This window comes from Nocardia aurantia (assembly GCF_009604425.1).
In the GTDB taxonomy this organism is placed as follows: Bacteria; Actinomycetota; Actinomycetes; order Mycobacteriales; family Mycobacteriaceae; genus Nocardia; species Nocardia aurantia.
In genome coordinates this window covers 1-18,219 of sequence record NZ_WEGI01000024.1, presented here as the reverse complement: position 1 = coordinate 18,219, position 18,219 = coordinate 1, and the positions used below count along the sequence as shown (strand labels likewise).

The window sequence follows — 18,219 nt, the reverse complement described above, 5'->3', positions numbered from 1 at the left end:
GCCCTCGCGGGATGGACGCCATGCCGATAGGCGTCCATCCCGCAGTTTCGTCGGAAGCGTGTTCTCGGACGTCCTGGTCAGCGGTGGGTGAATTTCGCGGCACGTTTGCCGACGAACGCGGCCATACCCTCGGCCTGATCGTCGGTGGCGAACAGCGAATGGAACACCCGACGCTCGAACCGCAGCCCTTCGGTGAGAGCGGTTTCGTAGCCGCGGTTCACCGCCTCCTTGGCGATCATCGCCGCTGGCAGCGACATCGCGGCGATTGTTGCGGCCACATCGAGGGCGGTCGGGAGCAGTTGGTCGGCCGGAACCACGCGCGCGACCAGACCCGAGCGTTCGGCTTCCTGGGCGTCCATCGTGCGGCCGGTGAGGATGAGATCCATCGCCTTGGCCTTCCCCACAGCGCGAGACAGCCGCTGGGAGCCGCCCATACCGGGGATGACTCCGAGTTTGATCTCGGGCTGGCCGAATTTCGCGTCGTCGGCGGCGATGAGGATGTCGCACATCATCGCCAATTCGCATCCCCCGCCCAGGGCATATCCGGCGACCGCGACGATGAGCGGCTTGCGGAAGGCGGTGAGCCGATCCCAGCCGGCGAAGTGGTCCGTCATGAACATGTCCATGTACGACTTGGACTGCATCTCCTTGATATCGGCTCCTGCGGCGAAGGCTCGCGACGAACCGGTCAGGACCACCGCGCCGATAGTCTTGTCGCGTTCCAGTCGGTCGAGAGCGGTGGTGATGTCTTCCAGCACTTGGGAATTGAGCGCGTTGAGCGCCTCGGGCCGGTTCAGGGTCAGCAATGCCACGCGATCCCTGCGTTCCAGGAGGATGGTGTCGAACTCGTCGGTCATGCTTTGTCGTCCTCTCCCGAACGCTTCCGGATGTCGGTGACGATCGCCGAGAAATCCATACCGCTCTGGTCTTGGTTGAATCGTTGGTAGATTTCCGCGGCGAGCAGCCCGATCCGGGCGTCGACGCCGTTGTCCCGCAGCGCGTTCGCCGCGAGTCCGAGGTCCTTGGTCATCAGCGCGGTGGCGAAACCCGGTCGATAGTCGTTGTTGGCAGGACTGGCCGGGACGGGCCCCGGCACCGGACAGTAGGTGGTCAGCGACCAGCACTGTCCCGAGGCCGTGGACACCACATCGAAGAACTTCTGGTGACTCAGGCCCAGCTTCTCGCCCAGCACGATCGCTTCGGACAGCCCGATCATCGAGATACCCAGCATCATGTTGTTGCAGATCTTGGCCGCCTGGCCGACGCCCGTGCCGCCGCAGTGCACGACCTGGCCGCCCATCACTTCCAGCAGTGGCTGTGCGGCGGCGAAATCCGGTGCCGCACCGCCGACCATGAAGGTGAGCGTGCCGGCCGTCGCGCCGGACACCCCACCCGATACGGGGGCATCCAGTGCCCGGTGCCCTTGTGCGACAGCCAGTTCCGCAGCCTGGACGGCGTCGGCGACGTCGATGGTGGAGCAGTCCACGAACAGCGTGCCGGGCGCGGCGGAGACGAGCACCTCGCGATACACCTCGAGTACGGTGTACCCGGTGGGCAACATGGTGATCACGACCGCGGACTTCGACACCGCCGCGGCCGGGGTGTCGACCACGACGGCGCCGTCGGCACGAGCCTGCCTCCGGGCAGCCGGAACCGGGTCGTAGGCGAGTACCTCGTAGCCGGCCTGGACCAGATTCGCGGCCATCGGCCCGCCCATATGGCCCAGACCGAGGAATGCGATCGCAGTACTCATGGGTGTCCCTCCGGGGCAACGAGTTTCAGCTCACCGTCGCCCAAAGCAGTGAAATAGGAATCGACCTGCGCCGCGGTGACCTCGGCCAGGGCCGCAGGCCGCCACCGCGGCTCGCGGTCCTTGTCGATGACCTGAGCACGGATGCCCTCCACCAGATCGTGGCTACGCAGCGCGGCCACCGACACCCGGTACTCCGCATCGAGCACCCGCTCGAGGTTCGCCGACCCACGGGCCCGGCGCAGTGAACGGAGCGTAACCTTCAGCGCCACCGGCGATTTCGAAAGGATATCGCCCGCAGCCCGCTGTGCCGAAGGCGCCGGGTGGGCCTGCAACCGGGCCACGATCTCCTCGACGGTATCCGCGCTGTAGCAGGTATCGATCCAGTCCCGCTGTCCGGCGAGCGCCGAAACCGGTGCGGGCCGAGCGAATTTCGCGATCGCGACGTCCGGTTCGCTGGTTCGCAGCGCGCTCAGCAGCGCCGGAATATCCTCGGTGGGAACGAAGTAGTCCGCGAAGCCGGCCGCGATGGCATCCCCGGCGGTCATCGGTGAGGTCGTCAGCGCCACGTGGGTGCCGATCTCACCCGGCGTGTGGGCGAGCAAATAGGTGCCGCCCACGTCCGGGACGAATCCGATCCCGGTCTCGGGCATGCCGATCTTCGATCGCTCGGTGACGATGCGGTGGCTGCCGTGCCCGGACAGGCCAACCCCGCCACCCATCACGATGCCGTCCATCACCACGACATACGGCTTGGGGTAGCGCGCGATGTACGCGTTGAGGATGTATTCATCGCGCCAGAACCGACCCGACGGCGAATCAGCACCGCCCGCACCATCTTTCGCGTCGTGATAGATACCGACGATATCGCCGCCGGCGCACAGCCCCCGCTCCCCCGCCCCGGTCACCACGACTGCGCGCACTTCGTCATCCCTCGCCCACTCCCGCAGTGCCGCCAGAATCGCCTGCGTCATCGGATGATTCAAGGCATTGATCGCCTTGGGCCGGTTGAGCGTGACCAGGCCGAGCCCGTCACGTTTGTCCAGGAGAACCTCTGGTTCACTCATGCCGCTCCTGTCATAGAACGGGGGACGACCACCCGCATGCTTTCGTCGGTGCCGCCGAAGATCCGGTGCATCCGCTCAGTCCATCGTCGGAATCACGAAGGCATCGGATGACCGGCCCGAGGAGCCGGTTTCCTTACGACCCGAGGGCCAGCGCTGGGTCACCGTCTTGGTCTTGGTGAAGAACCGGATCGAGTCGGGACCGTGCTGATTCAGATCGCCGAAGCCGGACCGCTTCCAGCCACCGAAGGTGTGATAGGCGATCGGGACCGGAATCGGTACGTTCACTCCAACCATGCCGACCTGAACGCGTGCGGTGAAATCGCGCGCGGTATCCCCATCGCGAGTGAAAATCGCTACGCCGTTACCGAATTCGTGCTCGGACGGCAGCCGCAACGCTTCCTCGTAATCGGCGGCGCGCACGACCGCCAGCACGGGGCCGAAGATCTCCTCGGTGTAGATCCGCATCTGCGGCGTCACCCGGTCGAACAGCGTCGCGCCCACGAAGAAGCCGTCCTCGGCTCCCGGGACCTTCAGGCCACGGCCGTCGACGACGAGTTCCGCGCCTTCCTCGACACCGATCCCGATGTACTTCCCGACCCGATCGACTCCGTCGCGGCCGACCAGCGGCCCGAAGTCCGCGCCGGGATCGTCGGAACGGCCGACGTTCAGCTTCGCGATCTGCTCGGTCAGCTTGGCCACCAAGCGATCCGCGGTCTCCTCGCCGACCGGCACCGCGACCGAGATCGCCATGCAACGCTCACCCGCCGAGCCGTAGCCGGCCCCGATCAACTGCTCCACCACGTCGTCCAGATCGGCGTCCGGCATGACGATCGCGTGGTTCTTCGCGCCACCGAAGCACTGCGCGCGCTTGCCGTGCGCGGTCGCGGTCTCGTAGATGTATTGCGCGATCGGAGTCGAACCGACAAACCCGACGGCCTGAATCCGCGGATCGGTCAGCAGGGCGTCGACCGCGGTCTTGTCTCCATGGACCACGTTGAGCACGCCGTCGGGCAGCCCGGCCTCGCGGAACAACTCCGCCAGCCGCAGCGGCACCGAGGGATCGCGTTCGGACGGCTTGAGGATCACGGCGTTCCCGCAGGCCAGCGCCGGCGCCACCTGCCACAGCGGAATCATCGCCGGGAAGTTGAACGGGCTGATCGCCGCGACCACCCCCAGCGGCTGGCGCATCGAGTACACATCGATGCCGGTACCCGCGGATTCCGTGTACTCACCCTTGAGCAGATGCGGTATACCGATGGCGAATTCGACGACGTCGAGACCACGCTGAATATCACCCCGGGCGTCCGGAATCGTCTTACCGTGCTCGGCGGACAGCAGCGCCGCCAGCGAATCCATCTCGTCCTGCACCAGCGCCACGAACCTCATCAGCACCCGGGCCCGGCGCTGCGGATTCAACGCCGCCCAACCCGGCTGCGCCGCAGCGGCATTCGCGACCGCAGCCGCCACCTCACCGGAGTCGGCCAGCGGCACCCGCGCCTGCACTTGCCCGGTGTTCGGGTCGTACACATCGCCGAACGCGCCGGATGTCCCCGCGACGCCACGACCGTCGATGAAATGAGTCAGCTCACGAACCATGCCCAACCTCCGTCTGATCCCGCACCTGCCCGAGGACAAGGTCGAATAATGTCCAACAGTCGGTCGCCCAACCATTGATCTCGAACAGTCACCGAGTCTGAGGCCACACCGGCACAGCGGGTAGATACAATCGCGAGCACCAGTTGTGCAGATTCGCACAGCTGCGGGAAGGGAGAATTCGTGCGTGCCGACGACCTCCTCGTTCTCCTCGAAATCGCGCGATGCGGATCCCTGCTCGGGGCCGGTGCGGCACTCGGCCTCAACCACACCACGGTTTCCCGCCGGATCGCGGCTCTCGAGCGGGAACTCGCAGCGCCGGTCATCACTCGCTCGGTGCACGGATGCGAGCTGACCGAACTCGGGCAAAGTCTCCTCGGATCGGGTGAGCAGATCGAGACCGCTCTCGCCAACGCCCGCGAACACGCCCGGAACAGGGGCGGTGAAGAGACGCTTTCGGGCCTGGTGCGCATCACCACTACCGAAGCCTTCGGCGCCTATATCGTGACACCGACACTTGCCGACCTGCACAAAATCAATCCCGAACTCCAAGTGGAGATCGTCACCCAGACCCGGCTCAATTCGCTCAACACCGGCGCCGACATCGAAATCGGAGTCGGTGAACCCATTCTCGGACGCCTCGGCGCGGAACCGCTCGCTCAGTACTCACTGGGACTTTACGCATCCCAGGAATACCTACACGACCACGACGTTCCCCTCGCGACCGACGAACTCCGCCACCATTCCCTGATCTATTACATCGAGAGCCTGCTCCGTGTCGAAGACCTCAGCGTCCTGGGCCGCCTGGCCACGGGACGCCACGCCGCGTTCGCCTCCACGAGCGTGCAGGCCCAAACGATCGCCACCCTCGCCGGCGCGGGAATCGGACTACTGCCGGCCTACGTCGCCGACCGAGAACCCACTCTGCGCCGCGTCCTGTTTCCCGAGGTCCGAATCGTGCTTCAATACACCGCCTGGATGGCATCCAGACGGTTGCGCCGCCCGGCCGCCACCTCGGTGATGCGAGCGATCCGGGAAACCGTCGCGGAGCGCCTCCCCGAACTACTTCCCGAACCGAACCACGCCGATTCCGGCCCACGGCCCACAGCGCCGATGTAGTACTCAACGGCGTTCGAGCGATTGCGGCGCCGCAGGCGGGATCAGGGGATGATGCCGGCGCGGCGCGCGTTGACGACGGCTTCGAGACGCGTGCCGGCGTGCAGTTTCGACATGGTCGTCTTCATATAGCTCTTGACCGTGTGCAGCGACAAGCCGAGGGTGGTGGCGATCTGCCGGTTGGCCATTCCGGTGGCAGCCAGGCTCACGACGTCTACTTCGCGAGCGGTCAGCGGTGCGAGGGTCGATGTAGTCGGGGCGTCGACTCGGGCGAGCCGGCGCGCGATCTTTTCGATCGCGTCGCGCAGTTCGGGTTCGGTGATCGTTCGGCTCAGCAGGCGAAGTTGATTGTGCGCGCTGCGGATTTCTTCGTGCAATCGGGTTTGTTCGGGTACGGGTTCGCGGGTGACGATGGCGCTGCGCACGACGAGTTCGTGTTCGAGTGCGCGGGCTTCCTGCGCGATGGTGTCCTGAATTCGGTCTCCGACGACCTGCACGCCCCGAAACGCGCCGTACAGGATCGCCACCGGTCGGCGGGCGATGATGATCGGGATCGCCACCAGCGAGCGTAAGCCCTCGACCCGGATGAGGGGATCGTAGCGGTGGGTGATGCGGTCCGATTCGAAGTAGTCACGTAACGCGATGGGCCGCATCAGAGCAACCGATCTGCCGCCCAGCCCTTCGTTGACCTTGAGGGTGACACCGGTCAGCGCCCCGGCAGTGGGCCCGGCGAAGTACCGCAGCTGCACATCGCCTTGGTCGAGTACAGCGCCACCGAAGGCCAGCGAGACTCCAGTGGCTGCCTGCACGCGGTTCAGCGCGCGCGTCATCCCCGCGTCGATGTCCTCGATGGCGGTCAGCGAGCGAGCTCGAGAGGACGGATCGGGAACAGCAGGCAGACGGCGGAGGCGAGAAGGATCGGTCATGAAATCGTGCTTTGTTCGACGTCGATGGAGCAGGCGGCAGGCAGGTCGCGAATGGCCCGCGGGTTGGTCACAGCAACCTCCGGGAGCACGGAGATCGAAGTGAAGACAAGCTCAACACCGTAGCTGAAGGCTGTCTCCGATGTCGAACACGATGCACGATAGCCCGGCTGGGCCGCCTTCACGGAGGAATGACCGGACTCGGCAGGTGTTCAGTGGCGCGGGGGTGAGGATCCGGCCGAATTCGAACCTTCCCCTCTTCGGAGGGTATACGACGCCTTACTCGTGGGTCAGAGTGTCGTGGAACACAGTGGGGAACCTGCAAGGAGAACATGTGCCCGCCATCGACGACACCATCACCGCATGGCTGGAGGAATACAGTTCCTCGACTGCGGACGGCGCCTATCTGCTCTGTGATCGGCACCCGGCCCATACGGTCGCGTTCACCTTCGTCGGATCCGACCTGAAAGCCGAGGATCTGACCTACGGCGAGATCGCCGAGCGGTCGCGCAGGTATTCCACCGCCCTGCGTGAAATGGGCGTAGGGCGGGGCGATCGAGTGCCGATCATGCTGGGCAAGCGCCCCGAGTTGATCGTCGCGCTCGTCGCGCTGTGGCGGATCGGCGCTGTCCACGTGCCGCTGTTCACGGCATTCGCATCAGGGGCGGTCGAGCTGCGCGTCGACGACAGTGCCGCGCAACTGGTCATCACCGAAGCGGCTCACCGAGAGAAGTTCTCGAGTCTGACCGAGGTGAAGATCCTCGACATCACCGAACTCGACACCCTCGCGCAGACATGCGCCCCTGATACGAGTTCGGTCACGATCGGCGGTGCGGGCACATTCGCCCAGCTGTACACCAGCGGAACTACCGGCAAACCGAAGGCAGTGCCCGTCCCGCTCCGCGCGTTGGCCTCCTTCCGAAGCTATCTGACCTTCTCGCTCGATGTTCAGGAATCCGACGTCTACTGGAACGCAGCCGACCCGGGCTGGGCGTACGGGCTGTACTACTCGATCATCGCCCCACTGGCGGCGGGACAGCGGAGCCTGATGTTCGAAGGGGGCTTCACCCCCGAGTCGACCCTGGAGGTCCTGCGCACCTTCGGCGTCACCAACTTCACCGGCGCACCGACGATGTACCGGGCCATGCGCAAGAGCACAGCCGATGTGAAACTCACTCTCCGGCGTGCCTCGTCAGCAGGAGAGCCCCTGACCCCGGAAGTCCTGGATTGGGCTACAAGACAACTGGGCTGCGAGGTCCGTGATCATTACGGTCAGACCGAGGTCGGCATGGTGATCTGCAACCACTGGCATCCCGAGCTCGCCCGCCCCACGAAGCAGGGATCGATGGGGCAGCCCTTGCCGGGCTACACGGCCGGAATCGTCGACGACCAAATCGCCATCGACGTCGAACACAGTCCCCTCATGTGGTTCGGTGGCTACCACAACGCAGCCGCCAAGACCGCCGCGCGGTTCACCTCGAACCGCGCCTGGTACCTCACTGCCGACACCGGGCGCGTGGACGCTGACGGAGACTTCTTCTTCTCCGCTCGCGATGACGATGTCATTCTCGCGGCCGGCTACCGCATCGGCCCGTTCGACGTCGAGAGCGTCCTGGTGACCCACCCGAGCGTCGTCGAGGTCGCTGTCGTCGGACGAGCGGATCCAGACGGTATTCGAGGCGAGGTGGTCGAGGCGTTCGTCGTCCTCGACAGCACGGCAGTCCCCGATGCGAGCCTGGAGCGCGAACTGCAAAATCTGGTGCGCGACAAGTACTCCAAGCACGCGTACCCCCGAACCGTCCATTTTGTGGAATCACTCCCCAAAACGCCCAGCGGAAAGATCCAGCGTTTTCTGCTTCGGAATGGTTCGCACGACTGAACCGACCGCAGTGGCCGTGCTCGATGCATCCCTATCGGCTGGTACCTACCGCCGCCGCAGGGCCGCAGAGTCATGTCCGAGCCGGCTACTCCCAATTTTCAACGTCACCTCAGCGCCTGTTCCGGCAGCTCGCCGGCCACTGGATCCCAACTTTCTCGACGAGGAGATACTCGTGAAGCACATCTACGAACGCGACGTACCGATGACCACCCGGGACGGCGTGACCCTACGAGCCGATGTATGGCGGCCGCTGGAGGGGAAAGCCCCGACTCTGCTGATGCGTTCGCCCTACGGTAAGGGGCGTGAACGCGCCGATGCCGGCTTCGCGAACCCGGTGCCCGGCCTGCTCACCTTCCTCAACGCGGGGTATGCGGTGGTCATCCAGGACGGCCGCGGTACGTTCGCCTCCGAGGGCGTCTTCCAGCCTAAGCTCGACGAGATCGCCGACGGCGAGGACACCCTCGCGTGGCTCGCCGAGCAGGACTGGTACGACGGCACGGTCGGCACCTACGGCGCCTCTTACGAGGGCATGACTCAATGGGCGATGGCCATCACCGGCGTGCCTGGTCTGAAGGCGATCGCGCCCAGCGTCGCGTCCGCGGACTGGTACTCGGGTGTGTGGTACTCGCCGGGCGGCGCCCTGTCGCTGAGCCTGGCGACCTTCTGGAACGCCTTCATGTACGCGGCCGAAGAACAGCGCGCCCTCGAGCGCGGCGAGACCATCTCCGACGAGTCGCTGAAACGCCTCGGTGCCGCCCTGATGGACCCGCTGGCCCTCAACTACGACACCCCTGTCGCCGACCTGCCGGTGATCGGCAAGGGCCGCTGGTTCGACGACTGGCTCGCCCACCCCGATTTCGACGACTACTGGAAAGCCCAGGACTGGCGGCGTTCGATCGAAAACGTCACGGCCCCAGCCTTGTTCACCTCCGGCTGGTATGACCTGAAAATCCATGAAACCGTCGGCGATTTCGTCCGCATGCGCACCCAGGCCGGCTCTGTCGAGGTCCGGGAGGGATCTCAGCTCGTCATCGGCCCCTGGGACCACGGGAATTCGACCGGGCGATTCCCGGACCGGTTCTTCGGCCTGACAGCCGGCGCTGATCTCAGCCCCACCCATGTCGCGTTCTACGACAAGTGGCTGCGCGGTCTGCCGGAATCGACTCCGGCGCCACGGGTTCGCATCTTCGTCATGGGCATCGACCAATGGCGCGACGAGCAGGACTGGCCGCTACCCGACACCCGCTACACCGACTACCACCTCCACAGCGCGGGCTCCGCCAACACCCGCACCGGCGACGGCACCCTCCAACTCGAACCGCCACACACCGAAGCACAGGACAGCTTCCGCTACGACCCCCGCGACCCGGTGCCCACCGCCGGCGGCGCCCTGTTACCGACCCTGCCCGGGCTTGTCGGGCCGGTGGACCAGCGAGTTGTCGATGGCCGCGCCGACGTTCTCTGTTACGTAACGCCCGTGCTGGACGAACCGGTCGAGGTCACCGGCCACGTCGAGTTGAAGGTGTTCGTTTGCTCCAGCGCCGTCGACACCGACATCACCGCCAAACTCGTCGACGTCTCCCCCGACGGCACAGCCCTCAACATATGCGACGGCATCCTCCGACTGCGCTACCGCAACGACCTCTCCGAACCAGAACTCATGACCCCCGGCGAAATCTACGAGGTCACCATCCCGATGTCGGTCACCTCCAACGTCTTCCTGCCCGGCCACCGCATCCGACTCGACATCTCGAGTAGCAACTTCCCCCACTACGACCGCAACTCCAACACCGGCGGCGCGATCGCCACCGAAGCCCTCCACGACATGATCACCGCCGACAACACCATCCACCACGGCGGCACCCGACCCAGCCGCCTCATCCTGCCCATCATCAACCGCTGATCCGTCTGCGGCACTGGGGACCTCCAGCGGGGCACCCGGGCAACCTCCCCGACAGCGTGAGCTAGCCGGCCGGACACCTCCAACCCACGATGTGTCCTGCCAGGGCACATACACATGGGCGACAGCAGCAGGTGTGACCGGGAACGGTGCCGCCGGCGGCGGCCGTGGCCGCCACCGGTTCGGTGCCGACATCGTGTTGCTGGTGCACATCCAGCCGCGGCCGCAGCTGGATGTGCGGCCACGCTTCGCGACGAAATCAGTCCGACAGGAACCTAAGCAGGCACTTCGCTGCGGTCGCCGCTCCACTGGGTGTGGAAGTTGCCGGCGGCGTCGATCCGCTCGTAGGTGTGGGCGCCGAAGAAATCGCGCTGCGCCTGGGTCAGGGCCGCCGGGAGGCGGGGTGCACGCAGGGCGTCGTAGTAGGACAGGGAGGATGCGAAGGCCGGGACCGGAATTCCGAGCATGGTGGCGGTGGCGACGACGCGACGCCAGCTGTCGACGGCGTGCTCGATGGCTTCCCGGAAGTAGGGGGCGAGGATCAGGGTCGGCAGCCCGGGGTCCTGCTCGTACGCCTCTTTGATGCGATTGAGGAAGCGCGCGCGGATGATGCAGCCCCCACGCCAGATGGTCGCCAGGTCGCCGGGGTGCAGATCCCAGTTGTATTCGGTGCTGCCGGCTGCGATCTGGTCGAACCCCTGCGCGTAGGCGACGATCTTGGATGCGTACAGGGCTCGGCGAATATCCTCGGTGAATTGTGCGGTGTCGGAGGGCTTTTCGGCGAGTGTCCCGGAAGCCAGCCTTTGTGCGGCTCGGCGCTGCACGCGCGAGCCGGACAGGGCACGAGCGAAGACGGCTTCGGCGATGCCGGTCACCGGGACACCCAGGTCGAGAGCCGACTTGACGGTCCAACGCCCGGTCCCCTTCTGCTCGGCGGCGTCGACGATGACGTCGACCAGAGGTTCGCCGGTCCCGGCATCGACCTGCGCGAGCACCTGGGCGGTGATCTCCACCAGGTAGGACTCCAGATCGCCCGAGTTCCATTCCGTGAAGACGTCGGCGATCTGCGCGGCGCCGAAGCCGAGCGCGTCACGCAGAAGGTGATAAGCCTCGCCGATCAACTGCATGTCGGCGTACTCGATGCCGTTGTGCACCATCTTGACGAAATGGCCGGAGCCGTCGGGGCCGATGTGGGTGCAGCACGGTGTGCCGTCGACGTCGGCGGCGATGGATTCGAACATGGGGCCCAGAGTTTTGTAGGACTCCGCGGGCCCGCCGGGCATGATGGCGGGGCCGTTGAGTGCTCCCTCCTCGCCACCGGAGATGCCGGCGCCGACGAAGTTCAGCCCGCGCGCCTTCATCGCGGCTTCCCGGCGGATGGTGTCGGTGTAGAGGGCGTTGCCACCATCGATGATGATGTCACCGGGCTCCATGACGGCTGCCAGCTCCTCGATGACAGCGTCGGTAGGCTCTCCGGCCTTGACCATGATCAAAACGCGGCGCGGTTTCTCGAGCGCGGCCACGAACTCCTCGATCGTTTCGGTCCGCACGAAGTCGCCCTCCGCGCCATGGGCTTCGAGTAGGGCATCGGTCTTGGCGATGCTGCGGTTGTGCAGCGCTACGGTATAGCCGTTGCGGGCGAAGTTGCGGGCGATGTTGCTACCCATGACCGCCAGACCGGTGACACCGATGTTGGCAATTGCATTGGTGGAGGCCACAATACAGCTCTTTCAGGTGGAGTCGAGGATGGTCGGTCAGCGGTGCCCGAGTCGGCCGACCCGGCGGTAACGCTGCATGAGTTGACTTGTCGAGCTGTCGAAACCGGGGGGCTGATCGGATCGAAGCTCGCCGTGGATCCGGTCGGCGAGGGTCTTGCCGAGCTCCACTCCCCATTGGTCGAAAGGGTTCACACCCCAGATCCAGCCCTGGACGAATATTTTGTGCTCATACAGCGCGACCAGTTGCCCGAGCGTGAAGGGGGTCAGGCGCGGCAGCAGGATCGTGTTGCTCGAGCGATTGCCCGGAAACGATCGATGGGCCGGGCGCTGATCGAATTCGTCGAGATCGCCGAACGCTAAGGCGCGGGTCTGCGCGAACAGGTTCGACATCAGCAGATCGTGGTGTTCCCAGCGACTGTGCGATGGGGTGAGCACGCCGATGAAGTCGCACGGCGTCGGCGTGGTTCCCTGATGCAGCATCTGGAAGAAGGCGTGCTGGCCGTTGGTGCCGGGCGCACCCCAGATGATGGGCGCGGTGTCGACAGCGATGCGGTGCCCGTCGCGGTCCACCGACTTGCCGTTGCTCTCCATGTCCAACTGCTGAAGGTACGCAGGCAGTAAGGCCAGTCGCTGATCGTAGGGCAGCACCGCGTGCGACTGAGCGCCCTGGAAATTCCTGTGCCATATTCCCAGCAGGCCGAGCAGTACCGGCAGGTTCTGTTCGAAGGGCGCCGTCCGGAAATGGTCGTCGACGGTGCGTGCGCCGGCGAGCAGGTCCTCGAAGGCATCGGGCCCGAGGACGATCATCAAGGACAGCCCGATGGCCGACCATACCGAGTATCGGCCGCCGACCCAGTCCCAGAATTCGAACATGTTGGCCGGGTCGATCCCGAAGGCCGATACCTTCTCGGCATCGGTCGAAACGGCCACGAAGTGGCGGCCGACGGCATCGGGGTCACCGAGACGATCGAGCAGCCATCGGCGTGCGGTGCGAGCGTTGGTGAGCGTCTCGACGGTGGTGAACGTCTTCGAGCAGACGACGAACAGTGTGGTTTCGGGATCGAGATCCCGCAACACCGGGATGATGTCGTGGCCGTCGATGTTCGAGACGTATCGCGCGTCGATCCCGGACCGGGCCCGTTCCCGTAATGCGTGGTATGCCATGGCAGGCCCGAGATCGGATCCGCCGATGCCGATGTTCACCACGGTGCGAACAGCGCGGCCGGTCGCGCCGCGCCACTCGCCCGAACGCACCCGATCGGCGAAATCACTCATCCGATTCAGGACCGCGTGCACGGCCGGGATCACATTCTCGCCGTCCACCGGGACCGATGCGGACGCGTCGGCGCGCAGCGCGGTGTGCAGGGCGGCGCGATCCTCGGTCGTGTTGACTCGATCGCCGGCGAACATCGCGGCGATTCCCTCGCCGAGGCCGCGATCTGTGGCCAGGCGGGTGAGCAGGCGAATAGTCTGGTCGGTGACCAGGTTTTTCGAGTAGTCCAGCACCATGCCGTCGCGCTCGATCGACATGTCGATTCCGCGCCGGGGGTTGATCTCGAAGAGTCGCGCCAGTGACGTTGTCGCCAATTCCGCTCGGTGCGCACTCAAATCGCGCCACACGGGCGAGTCGGTCAGGGCCGCCGCGGCGGGTGAAACCTCGCGGGGCGGGCGGGAATGCGGCAGGGCGGCGCTCATGAACGGACCTCGCGGAGCATCGTGTCGACGTCCCTGATCATCGCGGTCCACGATGCTTGGAATTTCGCGATGCCATCCCGCTCGAGCAGATCCAGTATCACGGGGAGATCAATTCCGAGTCCGTCCAGCCGGGAAAGCACGTCCCGGGCAGTGTCATAGCTACCGGTGACACGATCGCCGAGAACGATCCCGTGCGCGATCACCGCCTCGAGAGTTGCCGCCGGCATGGTGTTCACCGTTCCCGGTGCGACCAGTTCCATCACGTACCGGGTGTCGTCGTAGCTCGGATCCTTCACGCCAGTGGACGCCCACAACGGGCGCTGCGGCAAGGCGCCCTCCGCCCGGAGCCCGGCCCAGCGGCTGTCCCGCAGCATCTCCTCGTAGCGTTCGTAGGCCAGACCCGCGTTGGCGATCGCGGCGCGCCCCCGCAGCGCCTTCGCGGCGTCGGTACCGATCGAATCGAGCCGCCGGTCGACCTCGGTGTCGACCCGCGACACGAAAAACGATGCGACGGAGCCGATCTCGTCGACGCGGAGCCCGGAATCGCGAGCGCGTTCCAACCCGGCCAGGAACGCTTCGATGACCTGTCGGTAGCGCCGCACCGAAAAGATCAGCGTCACGTTGACGCTGATCCCCTCGGCAAGACACTGCGTGATGGCCGGCAGGCCCTCGGTCGTCGCGGGAATCTTCACCATCACGTTGCGACGGCCGACCAGTCGCCACAACTCCCGGGCGTCCGCGATCGTCCGGTCGGTGTCGTGTGCCCAGCGCGGGTCGACCTCGATCGACACTCGCCCGTCCCGTCCCCCGGTCCGTTCGTAGACGGGCCACAGGACATCACAGGCAGCTCGAACATCTCCCGTGGTCACCGCGCGTACCGCCGCCTGCGCGGAAACGCCCTGCTGCGCCAGCGCTCGCATCTCCTCCTCGTAGTCCGCGCTTCCGCGCAGCGCGTTGTGAAAGATCGTCGGGTTGGTGGTCAGTCCGACCACCGAACCCGACTCGACCAACCGGGTCAGTTCCCCGGACCGCAACAGGTGCCGGTTCAGATCGTCCAGCCACACCGACACGCCCTCGTGGGCCAACTCTTCCAAGGTGCTACTCATGGATTCCTCGAACCTCATTGCGCGAAATCGCGCAGCCAATGCACGAAATCATGCACTGCGGTATCGCAGCAAGTCAACAACCGGCCCTTGTACGATGCAGGAAACCGCAGTACAGCACGACCGTTGCAGGACCCTGGTCTCGGAGGCACAGTTGCTAGCCAGCACTCGACGACGCGAAATCATGCACCGGTTGGCGACGGACGGATACGTCGAGGCCAAGACCATGGCCGACGAACTCGGTGTCGACACGTCGACGATCCGCCGGGATCTGGACGCGCTCGAGCGCGCGGGACAGGTGCAACGCACCCACGGCGGCGCACGCGCGACCCCCGGCGCCACCGCGAAGCTTCCCTACGCGATGAAAGAAGCCGAACGCCGCACCGAGAAGACGGCGATCGCCGAAACGGCGGCCGGCCGAGTACGCAACGGCGACACTGTCATCCTCGACAGCGGTTCCACCACCTACGAGGTCGCGCGGGCCCTACGCCATCACGCGGATCTGACAGTGATAACCAACGACCTGCGCATAGCCAAATTCATCGCTGAAACACCCGGGGTGCGCCTGCTCGTCACCGGAGGCGAGTTGATCGGCTCGGTATTCACACTCGTCGGCGAACGTGCGATCGCGTTCCTGTCCGGCTACACCGCGGACTGGGCATTCCTCGGCGCCGACGCCGTCGACATCGACGCCGGCATCACCAACATGAACACACTCGAGGTCCCGCTCAAGCGAGCGATGATCACCGCCGCGGAAAACGCCGTCGCGGTGGCCGACAGCTCCAAATTCGGCCGCCGCGCACTCGCCAAGGTCGCCGGCCTCGACGAGATCACCGGCGTCATCACCGATTGCGAAGTGACCACCGCCATCCGCGAACAATTCGGCGATATCCTCACCGTTTCACAAGAGCCGACTCCCTGACCGGTTTCCGAACACTTCCAGGCACACCGCTTCGAACGTAGAAGCGCGACCGGCGCATTCCTTTCCCCGCCGGGCACCCATTGCTCGCCGGCTGCTCACGGTCGGGCGGTGTCACACGGTATGCCCGGCACCCCAGCCGTCGTGCCGGCTCGCTCGAAAGCTGGGGTAGCGAGCCGCCGGTCACAGGGCGCGCAGCCGCGGGGCGAGATCGCGTGCGAACAGGCTCAGGAAACGGCGCTGATCATGGCCGGGAGCGTGAAAGACCAAGTGGTTCAGCCCCGCATCGACGTACGGCTTGATCTGCTCGACGGCCTGGTCCGGATCGCTGGCGACGATCCAGCGTTTCGCGATCTGCTCGATCGGCAGCGCGTCGGCGGCGGCCTCCATCTCGATCGGGTCGGTGATGGAGTGCTTCTGCTCGGCCGTCAGCGACAGCGGCGCCCAGAACCGCGTATTCTCCAGCGCCAGTGCGGGATCGGTATCGTACGAGATCTTGATCTCGATCATGCGGTCGATGTCGCCGAAGGCGCGGTTCGCCTTGCTCGCGCCCTCCGCGACGGCGGGCATCAACTTCTCGGTATAGAGGTCCATGCCCTTGCCCGAAGTACAGATGAATCCGTCACCGGCCCGGCCCGCATACCGGGCCACCACCGGACCACCGGCGGCGATATACACCGGAATACCCTGGTCGGGCACGTCGTAGATCGACGCGCCGACGGTCTTGTAGTACTGGCCGTCGAAGTCCACCCGCCGGCCCGTCCACAACGCTCGCATCAGATCGATCGACTCGCGCAACCGCGCGAAACGCTCCTTGAACTCCGGCCATTCGCTTCGATAGCCGGTGGCGATCTCGTTCAGCGCCTCACCGGTCCCGACCCCGAGCATGATGCGGTTCGGGTACAGGCAGCCCATGGTCGCGAATGCTTGCGCGATCACCGCCGGGTTGTACCGGAACGTCGGCGTCAACACCGAAGTGCCGAGCTGAATCCGCCGAGTCCGCTCCCCCGCCGCGACCAGGAAAGCCAGCGAGAAGGGCGCGTGACCGCCGTTGTGCCGCCACGGCTGGAAGTGATCGGAAACCGTCGTACTGTCGAGCCCATATTGCTCCGCGGCGACCGCCAGCTCGACCAGCTCCCGAGGAGCGAATTGTTCCGCCGATGCCTTGTACCCGAGTTTTATACCCATTGCCTTTGTCCCTCAATTCATTTCAGCGACCGCAACAACCTGCGAGTACCACTTCGCTCTGCGCTGTTCCTGCGCTCCGCTTCACTGCGCGTAGCTCCTGCCCGGCGTGGCAGTGCGTTCGCAGGCCTGGGCGTGCCCGGTGTCGGACGCCCAGTGCAGGTCGGCTCCGAACCGCACGCCCGTTCGCGTCTGCCGCTCTCCTGGTGGGCCGAATGGAGCACATCGCAGGCTGAACGAATTTCCATACCCGACCGAACGACCGGATCGATCCCGACCGCCACGGATCCTGCTCAGGTCGCCTTTCCAGACCGACATCTCTTCGTCGGCCGGGACCTTCGGTGTGCGATTCATCAGTTCCTTCGAACCGTTGCGCGCGAAATCGCGCAAGCGGTGCCCGAAATCATGCACACTGAGGCGCGGACAAGTCAACACCCCCGCTCGAGCAGGCCCCGGAAACCGTTGACAAGGCTCACTCATCGAGCTGGGACACCATCAGCGGCCATGAGCCCCACCACCAGCAACTGGGAATACGAAACGAGGAGCCGGCAGCCTGCGGTACCGGATGGCCGCGGTCTGCCGCCCCTACCTGCGGGTCCGTTTGTTCAAGCCGAACAGAAAGCCCACCGGTCTCCGGTAACCGCGAATACCGGAAAGTGATCCTCGCGGCGACGCGGCGTGAAACGGACACGCACGGGACCGACCGGAAGCAACGGCACACCTCCCTCGATGGCGGCATACACCCACCCGCTCGGCGTCCCCGAGCCTGATCCTGCTCGACGAGGTCTCGATGGGGCTGGCGCCTCGCATCGTCGACCAGATCTTCGAAGCGCTCGAGGTCCTTTCCCGCGCCGGGCCGCTCTGCTCATGGTCGAGCAGTACGTCTCCCAGGCCCTGGACATGGCCGAGTACGCCTACATCCTGGACCGCGGCACGGTCAGTTTCGGCGGCCGCGCAGCCGAACTGGATGCCGACACGGTCGTGGAGCGCTACCTCAGCCAGGGGCACGCGTGACAAGCGGTCCCCCATAGCCGTTCCGAATCCGCCTCGAACCCATCGAAGCTCCTGACAGGTCCGGCCGGTTTCCACCGAGACCTGTTGTTGTGCAGCAGTTTTCGATGTAGCGGCAGGATCGTAGACGACCGGTTGCGGGCGGTTATCGAATCGCGCTGGGCCGGCGGCGGTCATCCTGGCCTGGACCGGCTCGGTGGCCAGTTCCTCGAGAAGGGTCTGCTCGAGTGCGGTGAGGTTCACCCCGAACGGCGGACAGTGGTTCAAGCAGCTTCTGCTGCGACTGTCAGGGACTGTTCGTAGCGTATCGGACTGAACATCCCGAGGGCGGAGTGCCGCCTCACAGTATTGAACTTCTCG

At 65.5% G+C, this 18,219-nt stretch carries 14 protein-coding genes; 5 read left to right on the top strand and 9 right to left on the bottom strand.

Annotated features, from left to right (window positions below; genetic code table 11):
- Positions 1–77: 77 nt before the first annotated feature.
- The 4 genes from NRB56_RS37005 to NRB56_RS36990 all read right to left on the bottom strand — a co-directional run bounded on the left by NRB56_RS37005 (position 78) and on the right by NRB56_RS36990 (position 4,413).
- The gene (locus tag NRB56_RS37005; RefSeq protein WP_153349036.1) at positions 78–857 is read right to left on the bottom strand and encodes an enoyl-CoA hydratase; all 780 of its coding nucleotides are present in this window, start codon (positions 855–857) and stop codon (positions 78–80) included.
- Positions 854–1,753: a 3-hydroxyisobutyrate dehydrogenase gene (gene mmsB / locus NRB56_RS37000; RefSeq protein WP_153349035.1), complete on the bottom strand. Its 900-nt coding sequence runs from the start codon at positions 1,751–1,753 to the stop codon at positions 854–856. Before mmsB ends, NRB56_RS37005 begins: the two co-directional genes overlap by 4 nt.
- Positions 1,750–2,817 (bottom strand): enoyl-CoA hydratase/isomerase family protein, encoded by a 1,068-nt coding sequence (locus tag NRB56_RS36995; RefSeq protein WP_153349034.1) that lies wholly within the window; start codon positions 2,815–2,817, stop codon positions 1,750–1,752. The genes mmsB and NRB56_RS36995 overlap by 4 nt, the downstream gene beginning before the upstream one ends.
- Positions 2,818–2,892: 75 nt before the next feature.
- Entirely contained in the window at positions 2,893–4,413 is a 1,521-nt protein-coding gene (locus NRB56_RS36990; protein ID WP_153349033.1) for a CoA-acylating methylmalonate-semialdehyde dehydrogenase, read from the bottom strand.
- 180 nt (positions 4,414–4,593) lie between these two features.
- Between NRB56_RS36990 and NRB56_RS36985 the strand changes: the two genes are divergently transcribed.
- Positions 4,594–5,529 carry a LysR family transcriptional regulator gene (locus tag NRB56_RS36985; RefSeq protein ID WP_319944080.1) on the top strand — a complete coding sequence of 312 codons (936 nt, stop codon included), beginning with the start codon at positions 4,594–4,596 and terminating at the stop codon, positions 5,527–5,529.
- A gap of 41 nt (positions 5,530–5,570) precedes the next feature.
- On the opposite strand, the gene NRB56_RS36980 is transcribed toward NRB56_RS36985, so the two are convergent.
- Positions 5,571–6,452 (bottom strand): LuxR C-terminal-related transcriptional regulator, encoded by an 882-nt coding sequence (locus tag NRB56_RS36980; protein WP_153349032.1) that lies wholly within the window; start codon positions 6,450–6,452, stop codon positions 5,571–5,573.
- A gap of 331 nt (positions 6,453–6,783) precedes the next feature.
- Here NRB56_RS36980 and NRB56_RS36975 point away from each other — a divergent pair, with 331 nt between their 5' ends.
- The gene (locus tag NRB56_RS36975) at positions 6,784–8,328 is read left to right on the top strand and encodes an AMP-binding protein (RefSeq protein WP_319944079.1); all 1,545 of its coding nucleotides are present in this window, start codon (positions 6,784–6,786) and stop codon (positions 8,326–8,328) included.
- 10 nt (positions 8,329–8,338) lie between these two features.
- Positions 8,339–10,231 carry a CocE/NonD family hydrolase gene (locus tag NRB56_RS36970; RefSeq protein WP_319944078.1) on the top strand — a complete coding sequence of 631 codons (1,893 nt, stop codon included), beginning with the start codon at positions 8,339–8,341 and terminating at the stop codon, positions 10,229–10,231.
- A 272-nt stretch (positions 10,232–10,503) separates the two neighbouring features.
- Here the strand turns inward: NRB56_RS36970 and gndA are convergent, their stop codons facing one another.
- From gndA to tal, 3 genes are read right to left on the bottom strand one after another with little or no spacing between them, the layout of a single operon-like run.
- Entirely contained in the window at positions 10,504–11,946 is a 1,443-nt protein-coding gene (gene gndA / locus NRB56_RS36965) for an NADP-dependent phosphogluconate dehydrogenase (RefSeq protein WP_319944077.1), read from the bottom strand.
- A gap of 36 nt (positions 11,947–11,982) precedes the next feature.
- Entirely contained in the window at positions 11,983–13,641 is a 1,659-nt protein-coding gene (gene pgi / locus NRB56_RS36960; protein ID WP_153349031.1) for a glucose-6-phosphate isomerase, read from the bottom strand.
- Entirely contained in the window at positions 13,638–14,747 is a 1,110-nt protein-coding gene (tal, locus tag NRB56_RS36955; protein ID WP_153349030.1) for a transaldolase, read from the bottom strand. The genes pgi and tal overlap by 4 nt, the downstream gene beginning before the upstream one ends.
- Between tal and NRB56_RS36950 the strand changes: the two genes are divergently transcribed.
- On the top strand, positions 14,746–15,666 hold the full coding sequence (locus NRB56_RS36950; RefSeq protein WP_227838657.1) for a DeoR/GlpR family DNA-binding transcription regulator: 921 nt from the start codon (positions 14,746–14,748) through the stop codon (positions 15,664–15,666). The genes tal and NRB56_RS36950 overlap by 2 nt on opposite strands.
- Positions 15,667–15,846: 180 nt before the next feature.
- On the opposite strand, the gene fgd is transcribed toward NRB56_RS36950, so the two are convergent.
- Positions 15,847–16,851, bottom strand: coding sequence for a glucose-6-phosphate dehydrogenase (coenzyme-F420) (gene fgd / locus NRB56_RS36945; RefSeq protein ID WP_153349029.1), 1,005 nt, complete (start codon positions 16,849–16,851; stop codon positions 15,847–15,849).
- An 864-nt stretch (positions 16,852–17,715) separates the two neighbouring features.
- Here fgd and NRB56_RS38550 point away from each other — a divergent pair.
- Positions 17,716–17,862, top strand: a complete 147-nt coding sequence (locus tag NRB56_RS38550) for a hypothetical protein (RefSeq protein ID WP_194291130.1) — start codon at positions 17,716–17,718, stop codon at positions 17,860–17,862.
- The last annotated feature ends 357 nt before the right edge of the window (positions 17,863–18,219 follow it).

What these genes read in the sequence shown, in the direction of transcription:
- NRB56_RS37005 (WP_153349036.1), bottom strand. Translation starts at nt 857, where the DNA reads ATGACCGACGAGTTCGACACCATCCTCCTGGAACGCAGGGATCGCGTG.
- mmsB (WP_153349035.1), bottom strand. Translation starts at nt 1,753, where the DNA reads ATGAGTACTGCGATCGCATTCCTCGGTCTGGGCCATATGGGCGGGCCG.
- NRB56_RS36995 (WP_153349034.1), bottom strand. Translation starts at nt 2,817, where the DNA reads ATGAGTGAACCAGAGGTTCTCCTGGACAAACGTGACGGGCTCGGCCTG.
- NRB56_RS36990 (WP_153349033.1), bottom strand. Translation starts at nt 4,413, where the DNA reads ATGGTTCGTGAGCTGACTCATTTCATCGACGGTCGTGGCGTCGCGGGG.
- NRB56_RS36980 (WP_153349032.1), bottom strand. Translation starts at nt 6,452, where the DNA reads ATGACCGATCCTTCTCGCCTCCGCCGTCTGCCTGCTGTTCCCGATCCG.
- pgi (WP_153349031.1), bottom strand. Translation starts at nt 13,641, where the DNA reads ATGAGCGCCGCCCTGCCGCATTCCCGCCCGCCCCGCGAGGTTTCACCC.
- NRB56_RS36950 (WP_227838657.1), top strand. Translation starts at nt 14,746, where the DNA reads ATGGATTCCTCGAACCTCATTGCGCGAAATCGCGCAGCCAATGCACGA.
- tal (WP_153349030.1), bottom strand. Translation starts at nt 14,747, where the DNA reads ATGAGTAGCACCTTGGAAGAGTTGGCCCACGAGGGCGTGTCGGTGTGG.
- fgd (WP_153349029.1), bottom strand. Translation starts at nt 16,851, where the DNA reads ATGGGTATAAAACTCGGGTACAAGGCATCGGCGGAACAATTCGCTCCT.
- NRB56_RS38550 (WP_194291130.1), top strand. Translation starts at nt 17,716, where the DNA reads ATGGTCGAGCAGTACGTCTCCCAGGCCCTGGACATGGCCGAGTACGCC.